This window comes from Streptomyces sp. NPDC058674 (assembly GCF_042716505.1).
Lineage (GTDB): Bacteria > Actinomycetota > Actinomycetes > Streptomycetales > Streptomycetaceae > Streptomyces.
Window position 1 is genome coordinate 1 of sequence record NZ_JBHXSC010000088.1, and the last position, 25,316, is coordinate 25,316.

Sequence of the window (25,316 nt, forward strand, 5' to 3'; positions counted from 1 at the left end):
GCCGTGGAGGAGGAGGCTCCGGCCGCCCCCGCCCCGCGGGCCCGCCGCCGTGCCACCCGCGCCGTGACGGCACCGGCTGCCGAGTCCGCTCCGGCCGCCCCGGCTCCGACCGCCGAGTCCGCTCCGGCCCCGGCCGCCGAGGCCCCCGTCGCCGCGCCCGAGTCCGAGGCCCCCGCCGAGGAGTCCGCCGCCCCGCCGCGGGCCCGCCGCCGCGCCACCCGCGCCGTGGCCGCCCCGGCTACCGCCGCGCCCGCCGCCGACGAGGCCCCCGCCGCCGACGAGGCCCCCGCCGTCACCGAGGAGGCCGCGCCCCGCGTCGCCACCCGTGCGGTGACCGTCGCCGACGCCGTGGACTCCCCGAAGCGCGGCGGCCGCCGCCGCGCCACCCGGTCCACGGGCACCGCCCCGGCCGCCGCCCCGCAGCCCGCAGCGGAGACCGAGGCGCCCGCCGCTCCGGCCCGCGCCCGCCGCGCCGCGCGTCCCGCCGTGGCCGTCTTCCAGGCGCCGGTCTTCGCCGAGCCGATGTTCCAGACCCCCGAGACCGCCGCGATGGCAGCGCTGGCCGCTGCCGCCGCCGCCCCGGCCGACGAGGTCGAGGACGACGAGGACGTCGAGGTCGAGGCCGAGGTCGTGCAGGCCCCCGCCCCGCAGCCCGCCGGCCGCCGGCGTCGCCGCGGTCGCGGCGCCGCCGAGTCCGCCCCGGCCGCCGAGTCCGCCCCGGCCGCCGAGCCGGGCCCGGTCTCGCTGCCGCAGGTGCTCGCCGAGGAGGAGCCGGAGGCCGAGGCCGAGGAGATCGAGGACGAGAGCGCCGAGTTCGACGAGGGTGACGAGTTGGGCGAGCGCCCGTCGCGCCGCCGCCGTCGCGGTGGGCGCCGCCGCCGTCGCGGCGAGTCCGCCGACCTCGACGACTCCGCCGAGGAGGAGGCCGACGCCCCGGCCGCCGAGCAGGACGCTGAGGAGTCCGAGGACGACGAGGACGAGGACAACGGCGCCCTGGGCTCCAGCTCCAGCCGTCGCCGCCGTCGCCGTCGCCGCCGCACCGGGGACTCCGGTACGGACGCCGCCGAAGCGGGCGAGGACGACGGCGTGCGCACCGTCGTCAAGGTCCGCGAGCCGCGCCCGGCGCGCGAGCGCACCGAGTCCGCGTCCACCTCTTCCGACGAGGTCCAGTCCATCAAGGGCTCGACCCGCCTGGAGGCGAAGAAGCAGCGCCGCCGCGAGGGCCGCGAGCAGGGCCGCCGCCGCGTCCCGATCATCACGGAGGCCGAGTTCCTGGCCCGCCGCGAGGCCGTCGAGCGCGTCATGGTCGTCCGCCAGGCCGGCGAGCGCACCCAGATCGGCGTGCTGGAGGACAACGTCCTCGTCGAGCACTACGTCAACAAGGAAGAAGCCACCTCCTACGTCGGCAACGTCTACCTGGGCAAGGTCCAGAACGTGCTGCCGTCGATGGAGGCCGCCTTCATCGACATCGGCAAGGGCCGCAACGCGGTGCTGTACGCCGGTGAGGTCAACTTCGAGGCGCTCGGCATGGCCAACGGGCCCCGCCGCATCGAGTCCGCCCTCAAGTCCGGCCAGTCGGTCCTGGTGCAGGTCACCAAGGACCCGATCGGCCACAAGGGCGCCCGCCTGACCAGCCAGGTCTCACTGCCCGGCCGCTACCTGGTCTACGTGCCCGAGGGCTCGATGACCGGCATCAGCCGCAAGCTGCCCGACACCGAGCGCGCACGTCTGAAGACCATCCTCAAGAAGATCGTCCCCGAGGACGCGGGCGTCATCGTGCGCACCGCCGCCGAGGGTGCGAGCGAGGACGAGCTGCGCCGCGACGTCGAGCGCCTGCAGGGCCAGTGGGAGGACATCCAGAAGAAGTCGAAGCAGATCTCGACCTCTTCGCCGAGCCTGCTCTACGGCGAGCCGGACATGACCGTCCGCGTCGTGCGCGACATCTTCAATGAGGACTTCTCGAAGGTCATCGTCAGCGGTGACAGCGCCTGGGAGACCATCCACGGCTACGTGCACCACGTGGCCCCGGACCTGGCCGACCGGCTGTCGCGCTGGACCTCCGAGGTCGACGTCTTCGCGACGTACCGGATCGACGAGCAGCTCGCCAAGGCGCTCGACCGCAAGGTGTGGCTGCCCTCGGGCGGCTCCCTCGTGATCGACAAGACCGAGGCGATGATCGTCATCGACGTCAACACCGGCAAGTTCACCGGTCAGGGCGGCAACCTCGAGGAGACCGTCACCAGGAACAACCTGGAGGCGGCCGAGGAGATCGTGCGCCAGCTGCGGCTGCGCGACCTGGGCGGCATCGTCGTCATCGACTTCATCGACATGGTCCTGGAGTCCAACCGCGACCTGGTCCTGCGGCGCATGCTGGAGTGCCTGGGCCGCGACCGCACCAAGCACCAGGTCGCCGAGGTCACCTCGCTGGGCCTGGTCCAGATGACCCGCAAGCGGGTGGGCCAGGGTCTGCTGGAGTCCTTCTCCGAGACCTGTGTCCACTGCAACGGCCGCGGCGTCATCGTGCACATGGAGACCCCGACCGTGGTCGGCGGCGGTGGCAACGGCAAGCGCGCCAAGCGCCGTGGCGGCAAGTCGGAGTTCGACCAGCACGACCACGACGTCGAGACGGTCGAGACCGAGTTCGAGGCCGACACCGAGTTCGAGACCGAGGCCGAGGTGGCCGCCGAGGCCGCCGCGCCCCAGGCTCTGCCCGAGCCGGAGTTCGTCGCGGACGAGGAGCTGTACAGCAGCCCGGCCGAGGCCGAGGCCGGCGTGAGCGGGCGCCGCAACCGGCGCCGCGCCACGCGCAAGGCGACTGCTCCGGCGGGTGCTCCGCGCGGCGCGTCGGCTCCGGCCCAGCCCCAGGCCCAGCCCCAGCCCGCCGTGGCCGAGGCGGAGCAGGTCGCCGAGCCGGCCGAGCAGGTCCTGGAGCCGGCTGCGGAGGCGGTCGCCGAGGCCGTCGCCGAGCCGGTGGTGGAGGAGGCCCCCAAGGGCCGTACCCGCCGCCGGGCGACCCGTAAGGCCACCGCCCCGGCGGGCGCCCCGGCCCAGGCCGCCGAGGCGGCCCCGGAGCCGGTGGCCGTGCCCGAGCCCGTCGCGGTGCCCGAGCCGGTCGTCGAGGCCGAGCCCGAGCCCGTCGCCGTGCAGGCGCCCGCCGAGGCTCCCGTCGCGGACGCCGCCCCGGCCCGCCCGCGCCGGCGCGCCACCCGCAAGGCCACCGCACCCGCCGGTTCCCCGGCCGGCGCGGCGGAGGCGGCCGTGGTCGTCGTCGAGGCCCCGGTGACCGAGCCGGCCCCGGTGACCGAGCCGGCCGCCGCGGCCGAGGAGGCCGCACCGGTCGAGGAGGCCGCACCGGCCAAGAAGGCCGCCAGGAAGGCCCCGGCCAAGAAGGCGGCCGCTGCGAAGAAGGCGGCCCCGGCCAAGAAGGCGACGGCGGCCAAGAAGGCCACCACCGCCAAGAAGGCCACCACCGCCAAGAAGGCCGCGACCAAGCGGGTCACGAAGAAGACCGCGGCGGCGGAGCAGCAGACGCCCCCGTCCGTCTCGGCCCCCACCGAGGCCTGACCGCTCCCTGACCGTGGGCCCCGCCTTCCGGGGGGGCCCACGGTCGTACGGGGCTCGGTTTGACCCTCCTGAACCAGCCCCGTACCCTGAACCGTCGGCGTGTCTTGAACGTTTTTCCGTTCAGCGTGCGTCGCGCTCCTGAGCACCTTCCTCCCGCACGGCCCGCGCAAGCGGACGGTGTGCGTGAGAGGCCGCTCGTCCAATTCCGGATCACCGCGGGCCCCGGCCCGCGTGAGCGGCTGGCTTCAGGAGCATCCGTCCCGAGTGAGAGAGAGATCCGCGTGTACGCCATCGTGCGCAGCGGTGGTCGCCAGCACAAGGTTGCTGTTGGTGACATCGTTGAGGTTGACAAGATTTCCACTGCCAAGGTTGGCGACACGGTCGAGCTCTCGACCCTGCTCGTTGTCGACGGCGACGCCGTGACCAGCGACCCGTGGGTGCTGGCCGGGATCAAGGTCCAGGCCGAGATCGTGGACCACCACAAGGGCGCCAAGATCGACATCCTGCGCTACAAGAACAAGACCGGCTACCGCCGTCGCCAGGGTCACCGCCAGCAGTACACGGCGATCAAGGTCACCGGTATCCCCACGGCTGCGAAGTAAGAGGGACTGAGACATGGCACACAAGAAGGGCGCATCGTCCACCCGGAACGGGCGCGACTCCAATGCCCAGCGGCTCGGCGTGAAGCGCTTCGGCGGTCAGGTCGTTTCCGCCGGTGAGATCCTCGTCCGCCAGCGCGGCACCCACTTCCACCCCGGTTCGGGCGTGGGCCGTGGCGGCGACGACACCCTGTTCGCGCTGCAGGCCGGTGCGGTCGAGTTCGGCACGCACCGTGGCCGCAAGGTCGTCAACATCGTTCCGGCCGCCTGATCCAGCTCCTGCTGATCACGGCGTACTGAACTTCCCGAGGGCGGATCTCAGCTCTTCCCGGCTCAGGCCGGGAAGAGAGGTCCGCCCTCGGCGCGTTGTCACGTAGAGACGTTTACATCGGGCAGCAAGGCCTGCCCCCCGGGCTTTCCGGGACATTCCCGCTGTATCTGGAGGAACAACCATGACCACCTTCGTGGACCGCGTCGAGCTGCATGTCGCCGCGGGTAACGGGGGCCACGGCTGCGCCTCCGTTCACCGGGAGAAGTTCAAGCCGCTCGGCGGCCCCGACGGCGGCAACGGCGGCCGTGGCGGCGACGTGATCCTGGTGGTGGAGCAGGCGGTCACCACCCTGCTCGACTACCACCACAGCCCCCACCGCAAGGCCACCAACGGCAAGCCCGGCGAGGGCGGCAACCGCTCCGGCAAGGACGGCCAGGACATGATCCTGCCCGTCCCGGACGGCACCGTCGTCCTCGACAAGGAGGGCAACGTCCTCGCCGACCTCGTCGGCCAGGGCACCACCTACGTGGCCGCCGAGGGCGGCCGCGGCGGCCTCGGCAACGCCGCGCTGTCCTCGGCGCGCCGCAAGGCGCCCGGCTTCGCGCTCCTCGGCGTCCCCGGCACCGGCGGCGACATCATCCTGGAGCTCAAGACCGTCGCCGACGTGGCGCTGGTCGGCTTCCCGAGCGCCGGCAAGTCCTCGCTGATCTCCGTGCTCTCCGCCGCGAAGCCGAAGATCGCCGACTACCCCTTCACCACGCTCGTCCCCAACCTGGGCGTCGTGACCGCGGGATCGACCGTCTACACCATCGCGGACGTCCCGGGCCTCATCCCCGGCGCCAGCCAGGGCAAGGGCCTCGGCCTCGAATTCCTGCGCCACGTCGAGCGCTGCTCGATCCTCGTGCACGTCCTGGACACCGCCACCCTGGAGTCCGACCGCGACCCGGTCGCCGACCTCGACGTCATCGAGGAAGAGCTCAAGCTCTACGGCGGCGGCCTGGAGAAGCGCCCGCGCCTCGTCGTCCTGAACAAGGTCGACATCCCGGACGGGCAGGAGCTCGCGGACATGGTCCGCCCGGACCTGGAGGCACGCGGCTACAAGGTCTTCGAGGTCTCCGCGGTGTCCCGCACGGGGCTCAAGGAGCTCTCCTACTTCCTCGCCGAGGTCATCGCCAAGGCGCGCGCCCGCAAGCCGAAGGAGGAGGCGACCCGTGTCGTCATCCGTCCGAAGGCCGTGGACGACTCCGGCTTCACCGTCACCTACGACGAGGCCGAGGAGCTCTACCGGGTGCGCGGCGAGAAGCCGGAGCGCTGGGTCCGCCAGACCGACTTCAACATCGACGAGGCCGTCGGCTACCTCGCGGACCGCCTCAACCGCCTCGGCGTCGAGGACGCGCTGCGCAAGGCCGGCGCCCGCGCCGGCGACGGCGTCGCCATCGGCTCCGACGAGAACGCGGTCGTCTTCGACTGGGAGCCGACCATGATGGCCGGCGCCGAGATGCTGGGCCGTCGCGGCGAGGACCACCGCCTGGAGGCCCCGCGCCCCGCCACCCAGCGCCGCCGGGAGAAGGACGCCGTGCGCACCGACTCGGTGGACCAGGAGTACGACGAGTTCCGGCCGTTCTAGTCTCCCTCCGCCGAGGGGGACCGGATCGGGGTTGAAGGTGCCTTTACCTCGTTCGCCTAGGATTCTCCAGGTGAACAGCACCAACACCCCCACGGTCTCCGTCGTGATCATTGCGTACAACGACGCCGGGCTCGTGGGCGAGGCCGTCTCCTCGGCCCTCGCCCAGGGCCCGGTGGTCGCCGAGGTCATCGCGGTGGACGACGCCTCGTCCGACGGCACCGCGCGGGTCTTGGACGAGCTGGCCGCCGTCCACCCCCGCCTGAAGGTCCTGCACCGCGCGGAGAACAGCGGCGGTTGCGGTACGCCCCGCAACGACGGGATCGCGCTCGCCACCGCCCCGTACGTCCTGTTCCTGGACAGCGACGACATCCTGCCTCCGGGGGCGGCCGAGGCCCTGGTGCGCACCGCCGTCCGGCACGGGACCGCGGTCACCGTCGGTTCGGCCGTCCGCCGCGAGCTGCCGCAGCACCACGACGTCCCCTGGATGCCCGGCCTGCACGCCCCGGGGGACGTCATCGAACGGCCCGCCGACCGGCTCGGCCTGGTCCGCGACACCCTGTGCGTCAACAAGCTGTACGAGCGCTCCTTCCTGGACGAGCACGGCCTGCGCTTCCCCGACGGCCGCTTCGTCTACGAGGACTTCGTCTTCACCGCCCGCGTACTGGCCGCCGCCCCCCGCATCGCCGTCACCGGCGACCTCGTCTACGTCTGGCACGTGCGCCGATCCGCCGCCCGGGTGTCGATCTCCCTGGACCGCAAGGACGTGGGGAACTGGCGCTCCCGGATCGAGGCCCACCGCGCGGCCTCCCGCATCCTGGCCGACGCCTCCCCGGAGCTGGGCCGTGCCTGCCAGGTGAAGTTCCTGGAGTACGACCTGCGGATGTACCTGCGCGAGCTCGGCAAGGACCCGGAGTACCAGCGCGCCTGGTGGACCCTGACCCGCGACTACCTCGGCACCTTCGCCGAGGCCGACGTCGAGGCCGCCGCCCCGCACGCCCGCTGGATCGTCCGCGTGTTGCGCGCCACCGACGCCCCGCCCGCCGACGTGGAGCGGCTGACCCGCCTCGCCGCCGAGCCGCCCCGCCTGCTGCCCCCGTACGCGGCCGGCGCCGAGGGGGTGCCGGTGTGGAGCGGGGAACTCCCGGTCGAGCTCGACGGGCTGCTCGACATGCCGGCCGAGGGCCTGCCGGTGACCGTGGACGCCGAACCCGCGGGCAAGGCCGCCGTGCGCATCCGCCTGCACGACCTGTACGGGCGCCTGGCCCGGGCCGTCCCGCAGAGCGCGCAACTGCGCTTCCTGCCCCGCGCGGGCGGCGACCCCGTGCTCGCGCAGCCGGTGGAGCTGACCCCCGACGCGGACGGCGGCTGGAGCGCCGTGGTCCCCTTCCGCCTCTCCGAGCTGGCCTCCACCGGCCGCGCGAAGGGCCTGCGCCGGCTCCAGACGTGGAACGTCGCGGTGGGCGTGGAGTGTGCGGACGGGAGCTCCCTGCTCACCTCTCTGCGCCCCCGGGGCCCCCTGCTCCGCCGCCGGGCCGTGCCCAGCAGCCGGTACGGTGTCCTGCTGACGCAGCCGTACCGCACGGGCTCCGGCGCGCTGGCCCTGCGGCTGGCGCCCGGCGCCGCCGGCGCGCTGTACCTCGTACGCAACCGACTCGACCGGGCCAGGGCGGGCCGCGCGTCGGGCTGACGGACACGACGACCTTCAGAGCCAGCACACGGACAGACCAGGGAGACACACATGACGTTTCTGATCACCGGCGGCGCCGGTTACATCGGCGCACACGTGGTCCGGGCGATGCTGCTCGCGGGGGAGGAGGTGGTCGTCCTCGACGACCTCTCCACGGGCAGGGAGGAACGTCTCCCGGAGGGCGTCCCCCTGGTCATCGGCTCGGTCCTGGACCGGCTGGTCCTCGACAAGACCATCGCCGAGCACAGGATCACCGGGGTGGTGCACCTGGCGGGCAAGAAGCAGGTCGGCGAGTCCGTCGAGAAGCCGCTGTACTACTACCACGAGAACGTGCAGGGCCTGACGGTCCTGCTCCAGGCCGTGGCTGACGCGGGCATCCGCAACTTCCTCTTCTCCTCCTCCGCGTCCGTCTACGGCATGCCCGACGTGGAGCTGGTCACCGAGGACACCCCATGCGCGCCGCTGAGCCCGTACGGCGCGACGAAGCTGGCCGGCGAGTGGCTGGTCCGCGCGGCCGGCGCCGCGCACGGGATCTCCACCGCCTGCCTGCGCTACTTCAACGTGGCGGGCGCCGCGACCCCCGAACTGGCCGACACCGGCGTCTTCAACCTGGTCCCGATGGTCTTCGAGCGCTACGACGCGGGCGAGGGCGCCACGATCTTCGGCACCGACTACCCGACCCCGGACGGCACCTGCGTGCGCGACTACATCCACGTCGCGGACCTCGCGGACGCCCACGTGGCGGCCGCCCGCAAGCTGGCCGAGTGGGCCGCCGCGGGGGACCACAGGGACCTCACCGTCAACATCGGGCGCGGCGAGGGCGTCTCCGTCCGGGAGATGGTCGAGCTGATGAACGAGACCACCGGGAACGACCGCGCGCCGGTCCTCTCCCCGCGCCGCCCCGGCGACCCGGCGCAGGTCGTGGCCTCCGCCGAGCGCATCGCCGCCGAGCTGGGCTGGAAGGCCCGGCACGACGTCCGCGAGATGGTCGCCTCCGCCTGGGCGGGCTGGCAGGCCAACCGCACGGCCTGACGGCACCACGGAAGCCGCCCGCCCCGTACGTGTAGGGGGCGGGCGGCTTCCGTCGTGTCACCGACGGGGGGGCGGTGAGCGGCCGGGTCAGCGCCGGGCCCGACGCCGTAAGCAGCGCCGGAATCGGCCCCGATCAGCGCTCCAGGAAGGCGAACAGCCGTTCCCAGCGGTCGGTGATCTCGGCGCTGGAGTACCGCTGCACCGAGCGGAAGGCGGTGTCCCCGAGCCGGTCGCGCAGCTCGCGGTCGGACATCAGCGCGTGCAGGTGTCCGGCCAGCTCCATGGTGTTGCCGAGGCGGGCCAGCAGTCCGTCCTCGCCGTGCTCCACGATCTCCCGCACGCCCGGCGCGCAGTCGAAGGCGGCCGGCGGCACGCCCGCGGCCATCGCCTCCAAGAGGGTGATCGGGAACCCTTCGGCCCGAGAGGCCTGCGCGAAGACCGAGGCCCCGCGCAGGGCCCCCAGCACGTCGTCGGTGCTGCCCATCCACTCCACGGTGTCGTCCAGCCCCAGCGAGGTGCAGTGCGCCCGCAGCGCCGGCTCCTCGACTCCCGCCCCGTAGATCCGCAGGACCCAGTCGGGGTGGTGCGGGACGGCGTCCGCCCAGGCGTCGAGGAGCAGGTCGACGCCCTTCTCGAAGGCGAGGCGGCCGACGCTGGCGACCACCTTCCCGGTGCGCGGAGCGGGCTGCTCCGGCATGAAGGGCAGGGGGTTGGGCATGCTGGCGACGTTCTCCATGCCCGACCGGATCCACAGGTCCGCGTCCTCGGCGGTCAGTACCAGCAGCCGGTCCGCCTCGCGGTAGTGGCGGCGGACCCGCTCGCCCCGGCTGGACTTCTTGCTGGCCTCGAACGACTCGTGGCTCATGCCGATGACGCTGAGCCCCTTGGTGTCGGCGAGGGCCACCCACTCCATCGCCCACACCTGCGTGACGATCACGACGGCGCCTGGACCGGCCGCCCGGAACAGCTCGCCGAGCTGCTCGGCCTTGGCCCGCATCTGCGCGCGCCGCGCCGCCTGGCGGCGCCGCTCGGGCGCGTTCAACCGGCCCTTGAGCCCGTGCAGCCGGCGCGCCGGCGGCGGATGGGCGGCGTACAGGGTGGTCGTCGCGTACGGCAGCTCCGACGGCAGCTTCTGCCGGATCTCCTCCGCGACGGGGGCGATGCCCACCACGTGCACCCGGTGCCCGCGGTCGGTGAACAGCCGGGCCATCTGGTGCGACCAGGTGGTCACGCCGCCGAGCTCGTCGACGCTGTTGGAGACGATGAAGACGTCACGGCCGCCCGTGGTGGCGGTCTGCTGGCTCACTTGCCGCTCCTGGTGAAGAACTTCTCGACGATCTGGCGGGCCGCGTCCCCCCGGTCGTACTCGCCGAACTCGGTGAGGAACCGCTGGCGCGCCTCCGCGTACTTGGCGTCCGCCTCCTCGAAGACGGAGAGCGCCTGGAGGAGTTCCTCGGCCGTGGCGACCACCGGGCCCGGCGCCTTCTCCTTCAGGTCGAAGTACGTGCCGCGGATGTCGGTGGCGTACTTCTCGTAGTCGTACGCGAAGAACACCATCGGCCGGTCCAGCACCGCGTAGTCGAACATCACGGACGAGTAGTCGGTGATCAGACCGTCGGCCAGGGCCAGCAGCGGGGTGATGTCGTGGTGCCGGGACACGTCGATGACGCGGCCGGCGACCGACGGCGGCAGCGAGACGCTGTTGAGGTAGTGGGTCCGCACCAGCAGGGTGAAGCGGTCCCCGAGCAGGTCCGCGAACTCCTCCACGTCGAAGGGGAAGGTGAAGCCCTCCACCGTGCCGTCCGCGTTCGCCCGGAAGGTGGGCGCGTACAGCAGCACCTTCTTCTCCGGGTCGATGCCGAGCTCGGCCGCGAGGGGGCCGCGCACCCGCTCGCCGCTCTGCGCCTCGGACCGGTGCGCCTCGACGAGGGCGTCGTTGCGCGGATAGCCGGTGCGCAGCAGCACCTCGTCGCGCAGCCGGAAGGCCTTGCCCAGGGTGCGGCTGTCGTGCTCGGAGCGGATCAGGAAGTGGTCGAAGCGGTCGACGGCCGCCTGGAAGCGGTCCTGCCCGGCCTTGCCCTGCGCCTTGGTGCGGGGCTCGTGGAAGCCCATCCGCTTGAGCGCGGAGCCGTGCCAGGTCTGGATGTACGTGGTCCCCGGGCGCTTGGCGAGCGCCAGCGGGAAGCCCTGGTTGTCGACCCAGTACTCGGCCTGGGCCAGCGCCCGCAGGTAGGCCCAGCTCCAGCGCCGCACCAGGGTGGCCTCCTTGGGGAAGCCGGCCGGCTTGCCCGCGTACGACCAGATCGCCTCGAAGGGGACGCCCTGGCGGACCATCTCCTCGTAGATCGCCTTGGGGCTGTCGCTGTACTGCTTGCCCATGTGGCTCTCGAAGACGACCGTGCCCTTCTTGACCGGCAGCTTCGAGAAGACCTCGTGGTAGAGCTTGACCTTCTGCTCGCCGGAGCCCATGTTCCGGCGGGTCCGCAGGGCCTTGCGCAGGCCCCGCTTGACCACGCCGGCGGCCTTGCCGTGTATGGCGTTGTTGATCAGTGCCTGGGTGCGGACGGCGGCGGGGCCCTCGGCGGTCAGGACGTACGAGAGGTTGCCCTTCTTGGTGACCTCCGGCTCGAAGCGGTCGGAGACCAGCCGGGTCAGCCGGGGCCGCACGCGCAGCCGCGCCGCGGACTCCAGGTCGACGCCGCCGACCGAGACGCGGGTGGTGACCCGGTCCTTGCCGGCCGTCAGCTTCAGCCGGACGTCCCAGACGGCGTCGATGATGCCGAGGGGGCGGACCGTGCCGCCGACGTCGGCGCTGCCGGACCACTCGATCGTGTCACCGGCGTGGCGCACGGTTGCCACCGGGAAGCTGAAGGACCGCACCCCGATCTGCCGGCGGGCCCGGAATTCCAGCGAGGCCTTCAGCTCCGCGTCGGGGCTGATGCGGCCCAGCGGGTTCACGACGGCTCCGGAGAGGGTGACGGTGCCGCGTCCGTCGTCCTCGTAGGAGGTGAGGCGGTTGCCCAGCTGGAGGGAGGCGAGCGGGGCGGTGTGGAAGCCCTCCGCGGTGACGTCCAGTATCCGGCGGGCCTCGGCGCCGTCGGCCCCGTCGATGTGCCGGGCGCACCAGTAGACGCGTCCGTCGCGCTGGGCGAGCGGGGAGGACAGCCGGCCCTTGTTGGTCATGGCGTCGGCGGCCGGGAGGAGGTTGTCCCAGTCCTCCTTGCCCAGCAGGTAGGCGCAGATCGCCTGGAGGTGCGTGACGTTGTCGTACGCGGCCGGATCGATCCCGGCGAGGTATCCGTTGGCCAGACGGGCGAACTCCTGGCGGTACGCGTCACCGAGCAGGGGCAGGTCGCGCAGGTGCAGCACCAGGTCGTGCTTGAGGAACTTGGCGTCCTTGGCGGACTTGATGGCCGTGTGGCCCTTGGAGGCCAGCAGCTCGTCGACGCGGCGGTGGATCTCCATCCGGTGGACGAAGTTCGCGATCTCGTGGCGCCGGTTGCTGATGGACTTCGCGGCTGCCTTCTCGACCACGTTCCAGTAGTAGACGTGGTTGGGGATCAGCGTGATGCGGCGGGCCGCCACGTACGCCTGCGCGGAGAAGAGCAGGTCCTCGTAGTGGATGCCGACCGGGAACTCCAGGCCCTGCTCCAGCAGGAACGCGCGCCGGTAGCACTTGTTCGTGGAGAGGGTGTCGTAGACCAGCAGGTCGGGGAACTCGGTGATCGACTCCAGCGTGCGGGTGTGCGAGTAGATCCACGGGTACCACTCGGTGGTCTTGCCCCACCGGCTGTCGAGGTGCACCCGGACGCACATGCCCGAGACCAGGTCGGAGCCGGTGCGCTCGGCGGCGTCCAGCATGTTCCGGCAGGCGTTGCGCTCCAGCACGTCGTCGCTGTCCAGGAACATGACGTAGGTGCCGACGGCCTGCCGGATGCCGTGGTTGCGCGGGGCGCCGCAGCCCCCACTGTTCTCCGGAAGTTGGAACGCGCGCACTTTCCCCGGGTGCGCGGCTTCCAGTTCCTGGGCGACGGTGAAGGACCCGTCCTTGCTGCAGTCGTCGACGATCACGACCTCGACCCCGTGCAGGGTCTGGTCCAAAACCGACTGAACTGCTGTCGACAGACGCTCTGCGTCGTTGTAGACGATGACGACCACGGAGACGTCGGGCACGTGCACCTCGATCCCTTCGATTCGTTTCGTTCCGCTCATTCCGCTTATCCAGTCAAAGCTACCGTGCGCCGCAGCCATCTCCGGCAGGCCGAGCCCAGGCGTGATAGGTCTCAGGAGAGGCATGTGGGGGGTCCGGTCGCCAACATCACCCGTTCGGACCCGGCAGGAAGTGTTCATGACGAAGCTGTCTGTAATCGTCCCTTGCTACAACGAGGAAGCCGTCATCGACCGCTTCGACGCGGAGATCCGCCGGGTCCTGGACGGGCTCCCGGTGGAGTACGAGGTCTGCTACGTCGACGACGGCAGCCGGGACGGCACGCTCGGCAAGCTCCGCAGGATCGCGGCCGAGCACCGGGACCAGACCCGCTACGTCTCCTTCAGCCGCAACTTCGGCAAGGAGGCCGGCATGCTCGCCGGTCTGCGGGAGGTCACCGGGGACGCGGTGGTGATCATGGACGCCGATCTCCAGCACCCGCCGGAACTCATCGAGACGATGCTCGACCACTACCGCCAGGGCCGCGACCAGATCATCGCCCGCCGCACCCGCGAGGGGGACAAGAAGGTCCGCTCCGCACTGAGCCGCCTCTACTACCGGGGCATCAACCGCTGGGTCGACGTGGAGCTCAGCGACGGGGTCGGCGACTTCCGGATGCTGTCCCGCCCCGCGGTGGACGCCCTGCTCGCACTGCCGGAGTACAACCGCTTCTCCAAAGGGCTGTTCTCCTGGATCGGCTTCGACACGGTCCACTTCGACTACCGCAACGCGCAGCGCGAGGCCGGCGAGACCAAGTGGAAGCTGGGCTCCCTGCTGAACTACGGCATGGACGGCCTGATCTCCTTCAACAACCGGCCGCTGCGCATCGCGATCTGGCTCGGCGTCTCGCTTGTCGCCCTGACGGCCCTGTACGCGCTGTGGATCACGGTCATGGCCGCCACCAACGGCGTCGAGTCACCCGGGTACGTCACCCTCGTGGCGATCATCGTCGGCCTCGGAGGCGTACAAATGATCATGCTGGGCCTGATCGGCGAGTACATCGGCCGCATCTACTACGAGTCCAAGCGCCGCCCCCACTTCCTGGTGAAGGAGTCCCACGGGGCCGACGCCTTCCCGTGCGCGGAGCCCGTCGTCCGTGCGGACGGCACGGCCGCCGTGGAGCCCGGCGCGCGGCGCCCCGCCCGATGAGCCGGCGGGAACAGCTCGGCCAGGTCCTGCGCTTCGCGCTCGTGGGCGTCGTCAACACCGGCACCTTCTACGCGCTCTACCTGCTCATGCACGCCTGGATGCCGTACTTCGCCGCCTACACCGCCGCCTTCGTGCTCGCCATGGTCGGCTCGTTCTTCATGAACACCTACTTCACCTACCGCACCCGCCCCACCTGGAAGAAGTTCCTGCTCTTCCCCCTCACCAACGTCACCAACTACGTCGTCCAGTCGGCGGGCCTCTACGCCCTGGTCTCCTGGGCCGGCCTGGACACCCGGATCGCCCCCCTGGTGGCGGCACTCGCGGCCATCCCCTTCACGTTCCTGCTGTCCCGCAGGATTCTCGTCCCGGGCGCCGCCCGGGACGCCGGGCCGGAGCCCGCGCGGTCCGGCCCGTCCAGGCTCTGAAACCCCCGAGCGGCCCCGGCGGACCACCCCGTAGATTGAGGTGGCAGGCATTTCGGCAAGGGGCAAGGGGACGTACGTGTCAACGGCTAGGCAAGGTGTCGTGGACGCCCGCAGGATCGTGGTCAAGGTCGGCTCCTCCTCCCTCACCACAGCGGCGGGCGGCCTCGACGCCGACCGGGTGGACGCCCTCGTGGACGTCCTGGCCAAGGCCCGCGGCGGCGGGGAGAAGGAGATCGTCCTCGTCTCCAGCGGGGCCATCGCCGCCGGGCTCTCCCCGCTCGGCCTGCGCCGCCGCCCCAAGGACCTCGCCCGGCAGCAGGCCGCCGCCAGCGTCGGGCAGGGGCTGCTCGTCGCCCGCTACACCGCCTCCTTCGCCCGCTACGGCGTCCGCGTCGGCCAGGTGCTGCTCACCACCGACGACACCAGCCGGCGCGCGCACTACCGCAACGCCTACCGGACCCTGGACCAGCTGCTCGCCATGGGCGCGCTGCCGGTCGTCAACGAGAACGACACCGTCGCCACCGACGAGATCCGCTTCGGCGACAACGACCGGCTGGCCGCCCTCGTCGCCCACCTCGTCCGCGCCGACCTGCTGGTGCTGCTCTCCGACGTCGACGGCCTCTACGACGGCGACCCCTCACTGCCCGGCACCACCCGCATCGACGAGGTCCGCGGACCGCGGGACATCGCGCACGTCTCCATCGGCAGCGCCGGCAAGGCGGGCGTCGGCACCGGCGGCATGGTCACCAAGGTCGAGGCGGCGAGGATCGCCGCCGCGGCGGGCATCCCCGTCGTGCTGACCTCCGCCAGCCAGGCCGCCGACGCCCTGTCCGGGCGGGCCACCGGCACCCACTTCCACGCGACCGGCCGCCGCTCCGGCGACCGGCTGCTCTGGCTCCAGCACGCCTCCACCCCGCAGGGACACCTCGTGCTCGACGACGGCGCGGTGCGCGCCGTCACCGAACGCGGCAGCTCCCTGCTGCCCGCGGGCATCGCCGCCGTCGAGGGCGACTTCACCGCGGGGGACCCGGTGGAGCTGCGCGACACCTCCGGCCGGGCGGTCGCGCGGGGCCTCGTCAACTACGACGCGAAGGAGCTTCCGCAGCTCCTCGGCCGCTCCACCCGCGAGCTCGCTCGGGAACTCGGACCCGCGTACGAACGGGAGGTCGTCCACCGTGACGATCTGGTCCTGCTGGAGGGCTGAGGTTCGGTAAAACCGCAGCGCGGGTGCCCCGGGACTGGTCAACTGTGAACGGCGGGCGGACGCGCGCGGCGGAGACAGGAGGCGGCTGGTGAGACGAGCGCTGACCAGCGTCGGCACGGGGGACGGCGAGGGCGGCGGGCACGGGCAGGAGCCGGAGCACGACTCCCGCCTGTGGCACGTGACCCTCAGCGTCTCCGGCAAGCCGGCGCCGCTGTCCGAGGTCCGGCGCGGCCTGGAACAACTGGCCCACGACCACCCCTTCCTGCTGACCAGCCGGTACGCCGACGACCACGCGGAGATCCGCTACTGGGAGGAGGCCCGCGACCTCCACGACGCGGCGGCCGTCGCCCTGCGGCTCTGGGGCGAGCACCGCTCCTCGGCGCAGCTCCCGCCCTGGGAGATCGTCGGCCTGGAGGTCATCGACCGCGCGACCTACCACCAGCGGGTGGCGGAGGGCTACGGCCCGCCCCCGGCCCACCCGGTCGGCGTCCACCCGTACTGACCCCCCCCGTCTCGGGGGGTGGAACCCCACCGGCCGCGGCCAGGCCGGGGACTACCCTGGCCGCATGACCTCGCTCGACGACGCCACCGCCACCTCGCCCGTCCTCGCCACGGCGCGAGCCGCCCGCACGGCCGCCGCCGCCCTCGCCCCGCTCCCGCGCTCGGTCAAGGACGCCGCCCTGCTGGCGATCGCCGACGCGCTGGAGGCCCGTACGGCCGAGATCATCGAGGCCAACGCCACCGACACCGCCAAGGCGCGGGCGGCCGGCACCGCAGAGACGGTCATCGACCGCCTCACGCTCACCCCCGAGCGCGTCGCCGCCATCGCCTCCGACGTCCGCGACGTCGCCGCCCTGCCCGACCCCGTCGGTGAGGTCGTCCGCGGCAACACCCTGCCCAACGGCATCGACATCCGGCAGATCCGCGTCCCGCTCGGCGTCGTCGGCATCATCTACGAGGCCCGCCCCAACGTCACCGTCGACGCCGCCGCCCTCTGCCTCAAGTCCGGCAACGCGGTCCTCCTGCGGGGCAGCTCCTCCGCCTACGCCTCCAACACCGCGCTCGTCGCCATCCTGCGCGACGCCGTCGAGAGCGCCGGCCTGCCCGCCGACTCCGTACAGCTCGTCCCCGGCGAGTCCCGCGACTCCGTCCGCGAGCTGATGCGCGCCCGCGGCCTCGTCGACGTACTCATCCCGCGCGGCGGAGCCTCCCTCATCAAGACGGTGGTCGAGGAGTCGACCGTCCCGGTCATCGAGACCGGCACCGGCAACTGCCACGTCTACGTCGACGCCCAGGCCGATCTGGCCATGGCCGTGGACATCCTCGTCAACTCCAAGGCCCAGCGGCCCTCCGTGTGCAACTCCGCGGAGACCCTCCTGGTCCACCGCGACATCGCCGACGCCTTCCTGCCGCGCGCCCTCGACGCCCTCGCCGAAGCCGGAGTGACCGTCCACGGCGACGCCCGGGTCCTGGCCGCGGCCGAGAACGGCAAGGTCACCGCGCTGCCCGCCACCGACGAGGACTGGGCCGCCGAGTACCTGTCCTACGACATCGCGGCCGGCGTCGTGGACTCCCTCGACGACGCCGTCGCCCACATCCGCCGCTGGACCTCCGGCCACACCGAGGCGATCGTGACCACCTCGCAGGCCGCGGCCCGCCGTTTCACCCAGCTGGTCGACTCGACCACGGTTGCCGTGAACGCCTCCACCAGGTTCACCGACGGTGGCCAGTTCGGCTTCGGCGCGGAGATCGGGATCTCCACCCAGAAGCTGCACGCCCGGGGCCCGATGGGCCTTCCGGAGCTCACCTCCACCAAGTACATCGTCACCGGCGACGGTCACGTGCGGTAGCCGACCCGGGTCGCCGGGTGGCCGGATCGGGCGGACACCCTGCCCAAAGCACGTCCCCAGGTCTACGCTGGTGCTGTGCCGGACGACGTGGGGGGCAAGCCGTTCCCGGACGACGGGGAGCCCGACGACGACCGCGGAGGCGCGGATCACGACTTCGCCTCCGTGGTGTTCGACGAGGCCTTCGTCCGGAACGCCGGAATCCATGAACCGAGCGCCGCCGAGCGCCAGCGGGCCGCCGACCGGGCGCGCGCCGAGGCAGAGGCGGCCCGGGCCGCCGTGGCGGGCGGCTGGACCGGTGACGACGACGCCTACGGCTACGGCCACCCCGACGGATACGGCGACGACGGCTGGGACCGCGACCGCCACGCCCACTCCGACGGCCCCTACGGGGCGTACGGCGGAAGCCTGCGCCCCTACCGCGGGCGCTCGCCCTGGCTGCGCCCCGTCGCCTGGGTCCTCGCCTTCGTGATGGGCCTCGGCATGATCGCGCTCGCCTTCAGCGCCGTCTACCGCAGCGCCGCCGGCGAGGCGGACCCCGCTCCGGTCCCCGCCAGCACCCCTTTGGGGGAAGTCAGCGGCGCCGGCGCGTTTATGGACCCCGTCGGCCGCCAACCCTGAAGGTACGACCCCGCTCGCGTTCGCCGGAGCCGGGGGCTTCTCTGAAGCGGGGACAGCGGGGAGAAGCGATGGCCGTGCCACAAGACCCACCTGACGGAACCCCCGAGGACGGCGGCGGGGGCGACGACGAGTTCCGGTCGGACGAGTACCGGTCGGTGGTGTTCGACGAGGACTTCGTGCGGGCCGCCAGGCTCCAGGAGTACTCCGCGCAGGAACGCATGGGCGAGCACGCCCGTGCCGTACGCAGCCGCTCCATCTGGGCGGGCGCGGGCGGCCCGGGCTCCCGCGGCGGGGCGCCCCGCCGGGGCGCGGGGCAGGGCCGGCTGCTGGTGCTCTTCATCGCGATGGTCTTCGCCGCCGCGGTCTACATGGGGCTGCGCAACCCGTACGTCCCCCCGCCGGACGGTGTCGCCCAGCCGTTCACGAGCACCGTCGTGCCCCTGGCACCCGGCAGCCCCGTGCCCGGCGGGCGGCCGGCCGACCTGTACGCGAACAGCCCGGCGGCCGACTACCGGATCGGGGCGGTCGGCATCGGCATGCCCGCCGTGCGCCGCACGGCCCACTTCACCGACGGCCAGGTGGCCGTCGCCCTGTCCGTCGCCAAGGACTACCTGGTGCAGTCCTCGCTCGACCCCGATGTCCTGGCCGGCACGGCCTCCCGCCCGGTGCGGGTCCTGCTGGACCCCGACCAGCTGGCGCAGTTCGACCGGAGCATGGCCTCGCCCTCCGGGGACGGACGGCACGCGGCGACCGGCTGGCTGGTCCGCTTCGACCCGGGAACCGCGGTCGTGGCCGTCCCCCAGGTGCGCGTCAGCGGAATCCTCGCCTTCGAGGAGGTGGCCCCCGACGTGCTGGAGGTGACCTCCGACCACACCTTCGTGTACGCCGTGCGGCCGGCCGCCGGAGTCCCGGCGGCGGCCGACGGCGCCTCGCTCTTCACCGTCCGGCGCGAGCTGCGGCTGCGCTTCGACGGCGATGACCTGGCCGCCCGCCGGGCGGAGCTGGTCTCGGCCTACGTGATGGCCGGCCCGCAGGACTGCTCCGCCGACCCGGCGGCCGGTTTCCGCCCGCTGCCGGCGGGGGCCGTCCCGACCACCGTGGGTCCGGCCGCGAGCGACCCGTACGCCCACGGCCACCCGCGCCGCACGGCCGGACTGTGCGGCGTGCTGGCGGCGCCGACCGGGGACGCGCCGACCGCGCCCGTCAGCCCTGCTGCTCCGTAGCCCCGCCCCGGTCCGCCGTGCCACTGCCGTTGGCGCCGACTCCGGTGAACCTGTCGCGCAGCTTGCCGCCCAGGTCGGCCGTGCCGCCCGCGATGTCGCCGACCAGCTTCATCAGCGGGTCCTTGCTGGTGCGCACCGCGTCGGCGTAGTGCGTGGCCGACTGGCGGAACGAGTCCGTCACCGAGGTGTCCTTGTCCTCGTCCCGCCGCGGGTAGTGGCCGTCCATGATCCGCTGGTGGTCGCGGGTCTCCGCCCACTTCTTCAGCTCGGCCGCGCGCACCGCGGTGAAGGGGTGCGTGCGGGGCAGCACGTTGAGGATCTTCAGGACGGAGTCGCGCAGGTCGCCGCTGGACTCGTACTCCTCGGCCTGGGCCAGGAAGGCGTCCACGTTCATCTCGTGCAGGTGGTTGCCGCCCGCGATCTTCATCAACCCCCGCATCGACGCCTGGAGGTCCTGCCCCACCAGCAGCCCCGCGCGGTCCGCCGACAGCTCCGACTTGCGGAACCACTCCCGCAGGGCGGTCACGATCCCCATGATCGCCACATTGCCCAGCGGGATCCACGCCACCTTCAGCGCCAGGCCCGTCAGGAACAGCAGGATCGTGCGGTACACGGCGTGCCCCGAGAGCGCGTGGCCCACCTCGTGGCCCACGACCGCCCGCATCTCCTCCTCGTCGAGCAGCTCGACCAGGCCCGTGGTCACCACGATGATCGGCTCGTCCAGCCCGATGCACATGGCATTGGGCTTCGGGTCCTGCTGCACGTACATCGGCGGGACCTTCTCCAGGTCCAGGATGTAACAGGCGTCGCGGAGCATGGTGTTGAGGTGGGGGAACTGCGTCTCGCCCACCCGCACCGAATCCGACAGGAACAGCAGCCGCAGGCTCCGCTCCGGCAGCAGCCCGCTCAGGGCCTTGAACACCGTGTCGAAGCCGGTCAGCCTGCGCAGCGCCACCAGCGCCGAGCGGTCCGCGGGATGCTCGTACGCCCGCGAGGAAATACCGGGGAACCTCCTGCGGTCCCGCGCCGGTGCCTTCTCGAAGCCTGTCGCCGTCATGGCGCCCTCCCCTGGATCGACCTGCTTGCCCTTGCGTCTATCCTCTCCAACGCCTGAGTCGACGTGAGCGTGCCCCAGGCCCCCGCATACGATGTGAGCGAAGTCTCCGCCCGCTCCCCGACTCGATAGGTATCTGCCTGATGAGCCTCTCCTCCACCGCCCACAACCTGGTCGTCCTCGCCGCGGAGGGGGCCGGGCAGCACAGCGGCAGCCACGACAGCCTGAACCCGTACCTGACCGGTGGCGCGGCGTTCGGCATCCTGATGCTGATGCTCTGGGTGACCACCCGCCTGAACCGCGACCGCTAGGGCGCCGCGCCCTTCCGCGTCCGTGCCACCGGGTGTGCGCACGGGGGTCCGGGCCGCGCCACCGGGCCAGTAGGCTCTGCGCTCATGGGAGAGCAGGAAGTGCCTACCGGCCCGGTCAAGCGCCGGCTCGGCGTGATGGGCGGGACATTCGACCCGATCCACCACGGACACCTGGTGGCCGCCAGCGAGGTGGCCGCCCTTTTCCACCTCGACGAGGTGGTGTTCGTACCGACCGGTGAGCCGTGGCAGAAGTCGCAGGGAGCCGTGTCCGCCGCCGAGGACCGCTATCTGATGACGGTCATCGCCACGGCCTCGAACCCCCAGTTCTCGGTCAGCCGCATCGACATCGACCGCGGCGGACCGACGTACACGATCGACACCCTGCGCGATCTGAAGGCGCTGAACGACGACGCCGACCTCTTCTTCATCACCGGTGCGGACGCCCTCGCGCAGATCCTGACCTGGCGGAACGCCGACGAGCTCTTCTCGCTCGCCCACTTCATCGGCGTCACCCGCCCGGGTCACGTGCTCACCGACGACGGACTGCCCGAGGGCGGCGTGTCCCTCGTCGAGGTGCCCGCGCTGGCCATCTCGTCCACGGACTGCCGGGCGCGCGTCGCCAAGGCGGATCCCGTCTGGTACCTGGTGCCCGACGGTGTCGTGCGTTACATCGACAAGCGTGAGCTGTACCGGGGAGCCTGAGCTTCCGGAGAGAGGGGCCCCGCGGTGAACGACCGACAGGACGCGTACGACCCGTACGCGGCCCAGGAGCAGCAGCTCATCGGCTACGACGCGTACGGACGGCCGCTCTACGGGCAGGCGCCCGCCCGGCCGGCCCCGCCCGCCCCTCCCCACGAACAGCAGCAGTACGACCAGCGGTACGAGCAGCGGTACGAGCAGCCGTACGAGCAGCGGTACGACCAGCAGGCGTACGAGCAGCAGGCCTATGACCCCCAGGCCTACGGACAGCAGCCGACGTACGGCTACGACCAGCAGCAGTACGACCCCCAGCAGCCGCCCGCCCAGGCATACCCGCAGCAGGGGTACGCCCAGGGCCCCGCCCACGGGTACGACACCCAGCAGACCCAGCAGCAGACCCAGCAGTGGATCCCGCAGCAGGCCGCCCCGCCGGCGCCGCCGGAGCCCGCACCGGTCGCCCGGCCCGAGCCGGAGCCGGCCGCGGCGCAGGTCCCCGGGCCGCGCCGGCCCGCCGCGGGCCCCGGCGCCGACGACTACCGCACCGAGCAGTTCGCCTTCATCGACCAGCCGGACGAGGACTCCGAGGACGTCATCGACTGGCTCAAGTTCACCGAGAGCCGGACCGAGCGCCGCGAGGAGGCCCGCCGCCGCGGCCGCAACCGGGTGGTGGCGCTGATCGTCGTCCTCGCCCTGTTCACCGTCGCCGGCCTCGGCTACCTCTGGTACGCGGGGAAGCTGCCCTTTCTGGACGGTCCCGGCAAGGGCGCGGCCGCCGCGGCCGCCCCCGGCGCCCAGAAGCGGGACATGATCGTGGTCCACCTGCACAACACCAAGAGGGGCGGCACCTCCTCGGCGCTGCTCGTCGACAACGTCACCGCCGATCAGGGCGCCACCGTCCTGCTGCCGAACGCCCTCGGCATCCCCGCGGCGGACGGGACCGGCACCACCCTCGGCACCTCGGTCGAGGCGGGCGGCCTCGGCACCCGGGAATCCCTCGACTCGGTGCTCGGCACCCGCATCGGCGGCACGTGGCGGCTGGACACGCCCTTCCTGGAGAACCTGGTCGAGCTGGTCGGCGGCATCGAGGCCGACACCGACGTCGCGGTCCCCGCGGACGACGCCGCCAAGACCCCGGCGGTCGGGCAGGGCCAGAAGCAGAGTCTGAGCGGCTCCATGGCGGTCGCCTACGCCACGTACCGCGCCCAGGGCGAGCCGGAGGCCAAGCAGCAGGAGCGCATGGGCAAGGTGCTGTACGGCGTGCTGCGCAAGATCCCCGGCGACCCCGGGGCCGCGGCGGTCACGGTCGAGAGCATCGGGCAGATCCTCGACCCGGCGCTGAACGCCCAGACGCTCGGCGCCCTGCTGTCCCGGCTCGGCGAGCACGCGAAGACGGGTGCGTACCGGACGGACGCGCTCGCGGTGAAGCCGGACGGCTCCCTGACGGACGAGGCCAACAAGAAGGTCGTCAAGGAGGTGCTCGGCGGCTCCGTCACGGCCGCGCAGCCCGGCGCCGCCCCCCGGGTGGGCCTCAGGGACGCCACGGGCAACGACAAGGCGCAGGGCGCGGCCAGGGCGGCGCTGCTCAACGGCGGCTACACCTTCGTGGACGGCGGCAGGGCCGACAAGTCGGCGGCCGCCTCGCAGATCACCTACCAGGACGACGCCCAACGGGACCGCGCGGTCGAGGTCGCCAAGACGCTGGGCCTGCCCGAGACGGCGGTCAAGAAGGCCGAGAACGCCGTGAACGCGGACGTCGTGGTGGTCCTGGGCAAGGATTACCAACCGTCCTGACCAGGCACGGGGCGGGATCGGGGGCCGGGCAGCGCCCGTGCGGGACGTTCCGCGCGGGCGGTGTCGGCGGTACATGAGACCCTTGTAAGGATCTGCCCGCCAACCCGAAAGCATGGCCAGTGACCGCCACGGACCGCTCCATCGAGCTCATCACCGCCGCCGCCCAGGCCGCGGCCGACCGGCTCGCGCACGACATCATCGCGTACGACGTCAGCGACGTGCTGTCAATCACCGATGCCTTCCTGCTCGCATCGGCGCCCAACGACCGCCAGGTCAAGTCGATCGTCGACGAGATCGAGGAGCGCCTGCTCAAGGAGCTCGGCGCCAAGCCGGTGCGCCGCGAGGGCGACCGCGACGCCCGCTGGATCCTGCTCGACTACGTCGACATCGTCGTCCACGTCCAGCACAGCGAGGAGCGGGTCTTCTACGCGCTGGAGCGCCTGTGGAAGGACTGCCCCGAGATCGAGCTCCCCGAGGACGCCAAGCTCACCCTCGGCAAGGCCGAGGAGCACTCCAAGCTGCGCGCGGCGCAGGGCGACGACGTGGACGGTGATCTGTTCTGAGCACGAGCACCCCGGGCAAGTCCAGCAGGAAGATCGTCCTGTGGCGCCACGGCCAGACCGCGTGGAACCTGGAGCGCCGCTTCCAGGGCTCCACGGACATTGCGCTGACCGAGGCCGGTGTGGCGCAGGCGCGCCGCGCCGCGCGGCTCCTCGCCTCACTGAAGCCGGACGCCATCGTGGCCTCCGACCTCGGCCGGGCCTCGGCCACGGCCGCCGAGCTGGCGGCCGTCACCGGCCTGGAGGTCGAGCACACTTCGGCGCTGCGCGAGACGTACGCGGGCGAGTGGCAGGGCCTCACGCACGACGAGATCCTCGGCAAGTACGGGGAGCAGTACGCGGCGTGGAAGCGCGGCGAGCCGGTCCGCCGCGGTGGCGGGGAGCTGGAGACCGAGGTCGCGGACCGCGCGGCGCCGGTGGTGCTGGACCACGCGAGCCGGCTGCCGCCCGGCGGCACGCTCGTCGTCGTCAGCCACGGCGGCACGATCCGTACGACCATCGGCCGCCTCCTGGGACTGGATTCGTACTACTGGGAGGGCCTCGGCGGGCTCTCCAACTGCTGCTGGTCGGTCCTGGGCGAAGGCGCTCGGGGCTGGCGTCTGATGGAGCACAACGCGGGCACGCTGCCCGAGCCGGTCCTCGGCGACGACGACTGATCGGCTCCCCGCAGCCCTCCTGCCGGGGCAGCCGCCCGGATTTCACTTTCCGGCTGGTCGCAGGCTAGAGTTCTTCTTGTTCGCAGCGCAGAACACCGGAGACGGGGGGAGCGCCGCGGAGAGCGGGGCTATAGCTCAGTTGGTAGAGCGCCTGCATGGCATGCAGGAGGTCAGGAGTTCAATTCTCCTTAGCTCCACATTCAGAATCCCGTCCCCAACAGGGGGCGGGATTCTTGCTATTGCACCCTTTGCGCTTGCTGACCGGGCGCGTACCGGCATGGCAGAATCGGACCGCCGGAGGGGGACACGACGGCCCGACGCGGGAGGGAGTCGCTGACGGATGGGTGCACACCGGCGGCGGTGCGACTGGTGCAACAACGGCACGCCGATCGTGCGGGACATGGACCCGGTCAACCCCGACTACCAGTACTGGTGCGAGGAATGCGCGCGGGCGCTGATCATAAAGGGCGACCCGATCGAGACCTACCGCGAGCTGGAAGGGGAGCCGATCTACGGCCGGCTGCTCGACGAGCACTGCACGCTCAAGCGGTTCTACCAGTTCGCCAGAGCGTGACCGATTCACACCAAAACGGGCATGGCCCATGGTCGGCGGAAACCGATTTTTGGACCAGGGCCATGACCGTGTAATGTTTGGGACGTCGCCAGGGGGACCGGACGAGGGAAGCCGGGCGGCAGGCAGTACGAGGGGCTATAGCTCAGTTGGTAGAGCGCCTGCATGGCATGCAGGAGGTCAGGAGTTCAATTCTCCTTAGCTCCACAGTGAAGAAG

The 25,316-nt window shown here is 72.2% G+C and carries 22 protein-coding genes and 2 tRNA genes; 21 read left to right on the forward strand and 3 right to left on the reverse strand.

Annotated features, from left to right (window positions below):
* The first annotated feature begins 3 nt into the window (after positions 1-3).
* From ACFWU6_RS30475 to galE, 6 genes are all read left to right on the forward strand, one after another.
* Positions 4-3,564: a ribonuclease E/G gene (locus ACFWU6_RS30475; protein ID WP_383984324.1), complete on the forward strand. Its 3,561-nt coding sequence runs from the start codon at positions 4-6 to the stop codon at positions 3,562-3,564.
* Positions 3,565-3,845: 281 nt separating this feature from the next.
* A complete protein-coding gene (rplU, locus tag ACFWU6_RS30480; protein ID WP_030159347.1) occupies positions 3,846-4,166 on the forward strand; it encodes a 50S ribosomal protein L21 in 321 nt (106 codons plus the stop codon).
* Positions 4,167-4,179: 13 nt separating this feature from the next.
* Positions 4,180-4,434: a 50S ribosomal protein L27 gene (gene rpmA / locus ACFWU6_RS30485; RefSeq protein WP_048480572.1), complete on the forward strand. Its 255-nt coding sequence runs from the start codon at positions 4,180-4,182 to the stop codon at positions 4,432-4,434.
* 181 nt (positions 4,435-4,615) lie between these two features.
* Entirely contained in the window at positions 4,616-6,061 is a 1,446-nt protein-coding gene (obgE, locus tag ACFWU6_RS30490; protein WP_383812907.1) for a GTPase ObgE, read from the forward strand.
* 70 nt (positions 6,062-6,131) lie between these two features.
* Positions 6,132-7,748, forward strand: a complete 1,617-nt coding sequence (locus ACFWU6_RS30495; RefSeq protein WP_383812905.1) for a glycosyltransferase family 2 protein — start codon at positions 6,132-6,134, stop codon at positions 7,746-7,748.
* Positions 7,749-7,799: 51 nt separating this feature from the next.
* Positions 7,800-8,780: a UDP-glucose 4-epimerase GalE gene (galE, locus tag ACFWU6_RS30500; RefSeq protein WP_383984303.1), complete on the forward strand. Its 981-nt coding sequence runs from the start codon at positions 7,800-7,802 to the stop codon at positions 8,778-8,780.
* Positions 8,781-8,913: 133 nt separating this feature from the next.
* Here the strand turns inward: galE and ACFWU6_RS30505 are convergent, their stop codons facing one another.
* Positions 8,914-10,086 carry a glycosyltransferase gene (locus ACFWU6_RS30505; protein ID WP_383811083.1) on the reverse strand — a complete coding sequence of 391 codons (1,173 nt, stop codon included), beginning with the start codon at positions 10,084-10,086 and terminating at the stop codon, positions 8,914-8,916.
* Entirely contained in the window at positions 10,083-12,992 is a 2,910-nt protein-coding gene (locus ACFWU6_RS30510) for a CDP-glycerol glycerophosphotransferase family protein (RefSeq protein WP_383811085.1), read from the reverse strand. Before ACFWU6_RS30510 ends, ACFWU6_RS30505 begins: the two co-directional genes overlap by 4 nt.
* Before the next feature lie 136 nt (positions 12,993-13,128).
* Between ACFWU6_RS30510 and ACFWU6_RS30515 the strand changes: the two genes are divergently transcribed.
* From ACFWU6_RS30515 to ACFWU6_RS30545, 7 genes are all read left to right on the forward strand, one after another.
* A complete protein-coding gene (locus ACFWU6_RS30515; protein ID WP_383984306.1) occupies positions 13,129-14,136 on the forward strand; it encodes a glycosyltransferase family 2 protein in 1,008 nt (335 codons plus the stop codon).
* Positions 14,133-14,561, forward strand: a complete 429-nt coding sequence (locus tag ACFWU6_RS30520; protein ID WP_383984309.1) for a GtrA family protein — start codon at positions 14,133-14,135, stop codon at positions 14,559-14,561. The genes ACFWU6_RS30515 and ACFWU6_RS30520 overlap by 4 nt, the downstream gene beginning before the upstream one ends.
* Before the next feature lie 76 nt (positions 14,562-14,637).
* Complete coding sequence (proB, locus tag ACFWU6_RS30525) at positions 14,638-15,765, forward strand: glutamate 5-kinase (RefSeq protein WP_383811094.1); 1,128 nt, start codon at positions 14,638-14,640, stop codon at positions 15,763-15,765.
* 34 nt (positions 15,766-15,799) lie between these two features.
* Positions 15,800-16,267 (forward strand): hypothetical protein, encoded by a 468-nt coding sequence (locus tag ACFWU6_RS30530; RefSeq protein WP_383984327.1) that lies wholly within the window; start codon positions 15,800-15,802, stop codon positions 16,265-16,267.
* Positions 16,268-16,331: 64 nt separating this feature from the next.
* Entirely contained in the window at positions 16,332-17,615 is a 1,284-nt protein-coding gene (locus ACFWU6_RS30535) for a glutamate-5-semialdehyde dehydrogenase (protein WP_383984312.1), read from the forward strand.
* A 75-nt stretch (positions 17,616-17,690) separates the two neighbouring features.
* The gene (locus tag ACFWU6_RS30540) at positions 17,691-18,233 is read left to right on the forward strand and encodes a hypothetical protein (RefSeq protein ID WP_383811099.1); all 543 of its coding nucleotides are present in this window, start codon (positions 17,691-17,693) and stop codon (positions 18,231-18,233) included.
* 68 nt (positions 18,234-18,301) lie between these two features.
* A complete protein-coding gene (locus tag ACFWU6_RS30545; protein WP_383984315.1) occupies positions 18,302-19,456 on the forward strand; it encodes a hypothetical protein in 1,155 nt (384 codons plus the stop codon).
* Here ACFWU6_RS30545 and ACFWU6_RS30550 read toward each other — a convergent pair.
* Positions 19,437-20,513: a M48 family metallopeptidase gene (locus ACFWU6_RS30550; RefSeq protein ID WP_383984318.1), complete on the reverse strand. Its 1,077-nt coding sequence runs from the start codon at positions 20,511-20,513 to the stop codon at positions 19,437-19,439. The two genes, ACFWU6_RS30545 and ACFWU6_RS30550, sit on opposite strands and share 20 nt — an antisense overlap.
* A gap of 140 nt (positions 20,514-20,653) precedes the next feature.
* Between ACFWU6_RS30550 and ACFWU6_RS30555 the strand changes: the two genes are divergently transcribed.
* The 8 genes from ACFWU6_RS30555 to ACFWU6_RS30590 all read left to right on the forward strand — a co-directional run bounded on the left by ACFWU6_RS30555 (position 20,654) and on the right by ACFWU6_RS30590 (position 25,305).
* The gene (locus ACFWU6_RS30555; protein ID WP_383811107.1) at positions 20,654-20,821 is read left to right on the forward strand and encodes a hypothetical protein; all 168 of its coding nucleotides are present in this window, start codon (positions 20,654-20,656) and stop codon (positions 20,819-20,821) included.
* Positions 20,822-20,905: 84 nt separating this feature from the next.
* On the forward strand, positions 20,906-21,523 hold the full coding sequence (nadD, locus tag ACFWU6_RS30560; protein ID WP_383811110.1) for a nicotinate-nucleotide adenylyltransferase: 618 nt from the start codon (positions 20,906-20,908) through the stop codon (positions 21,521-21,523).
* A 24-nt stretch (positions 21,524-21,547) separates the two neighbouring features.
* Positions 21,548-23,311 (forward strand): LytR C-terminal domain-containing protein, encoded by a 1,764-nt coding sequence (locus ACFWU6_RS30565; RefSeq protein WP_383984321.1) that lies wholly within the window; start codon positions 21,548-21,550, stop codon positions 23,309-23,311.
* 119 nt (positions 23,312-23,430) lie between these two features.
* Positions 23,431-23,874, forward strand: a complete 444-nt coding sequence (rsfS, locus tag ACFWU6_RS30570) for a ribosome silencing factor (RefSeq protein ID WP_383811116.1) — start codon at positions 23,431-23,433, stop codon at positions 23,872-23,874.
* The gene (locus ACFWU6_RS30575; RefSeq protein WP_383811128.1) at positions 23,871-24,527 is read left to right on the forward strand and encodes a histidine phosphatase family protein; all 657 of its coding nucleotides are present in this window, start codon (positions 23,871-23,873) and stop codon (positions 24,525-24,527) included. The genes rsfS and ACFWU6_RS30575 overlap by 4 nt, the downstream gene beginning before the upstream one ends.
* A 124-nt stretch (positions 24,528-24,651) precedes the next feature.
* Positions 24,652-24,724 (forward strand) — tRNA-Ala (locus ACFWU6_RS30580).
* 143 nt (positions 24,725-24,867) lie between these two features.
* Positions 24,868-25,101: a hypothetical protein gene (locus ACFWU6_RS30585; protein ID WP_008738908.1), complete on the forward strand. Its 234-nt coding sequence runs from the start codon at positions 24,868-24,870 to the stop codon at positions 25,099-25,101.
* 131 nt (positions 25,102-25,232) lie between these two features.
* Positions 25,233-25,305, forward strand: a tRNA-Ala gene (locus tag ACFWU6_RS30590).
* Positions 25,306-25,316: the final 11 nt, after the last annotated feature.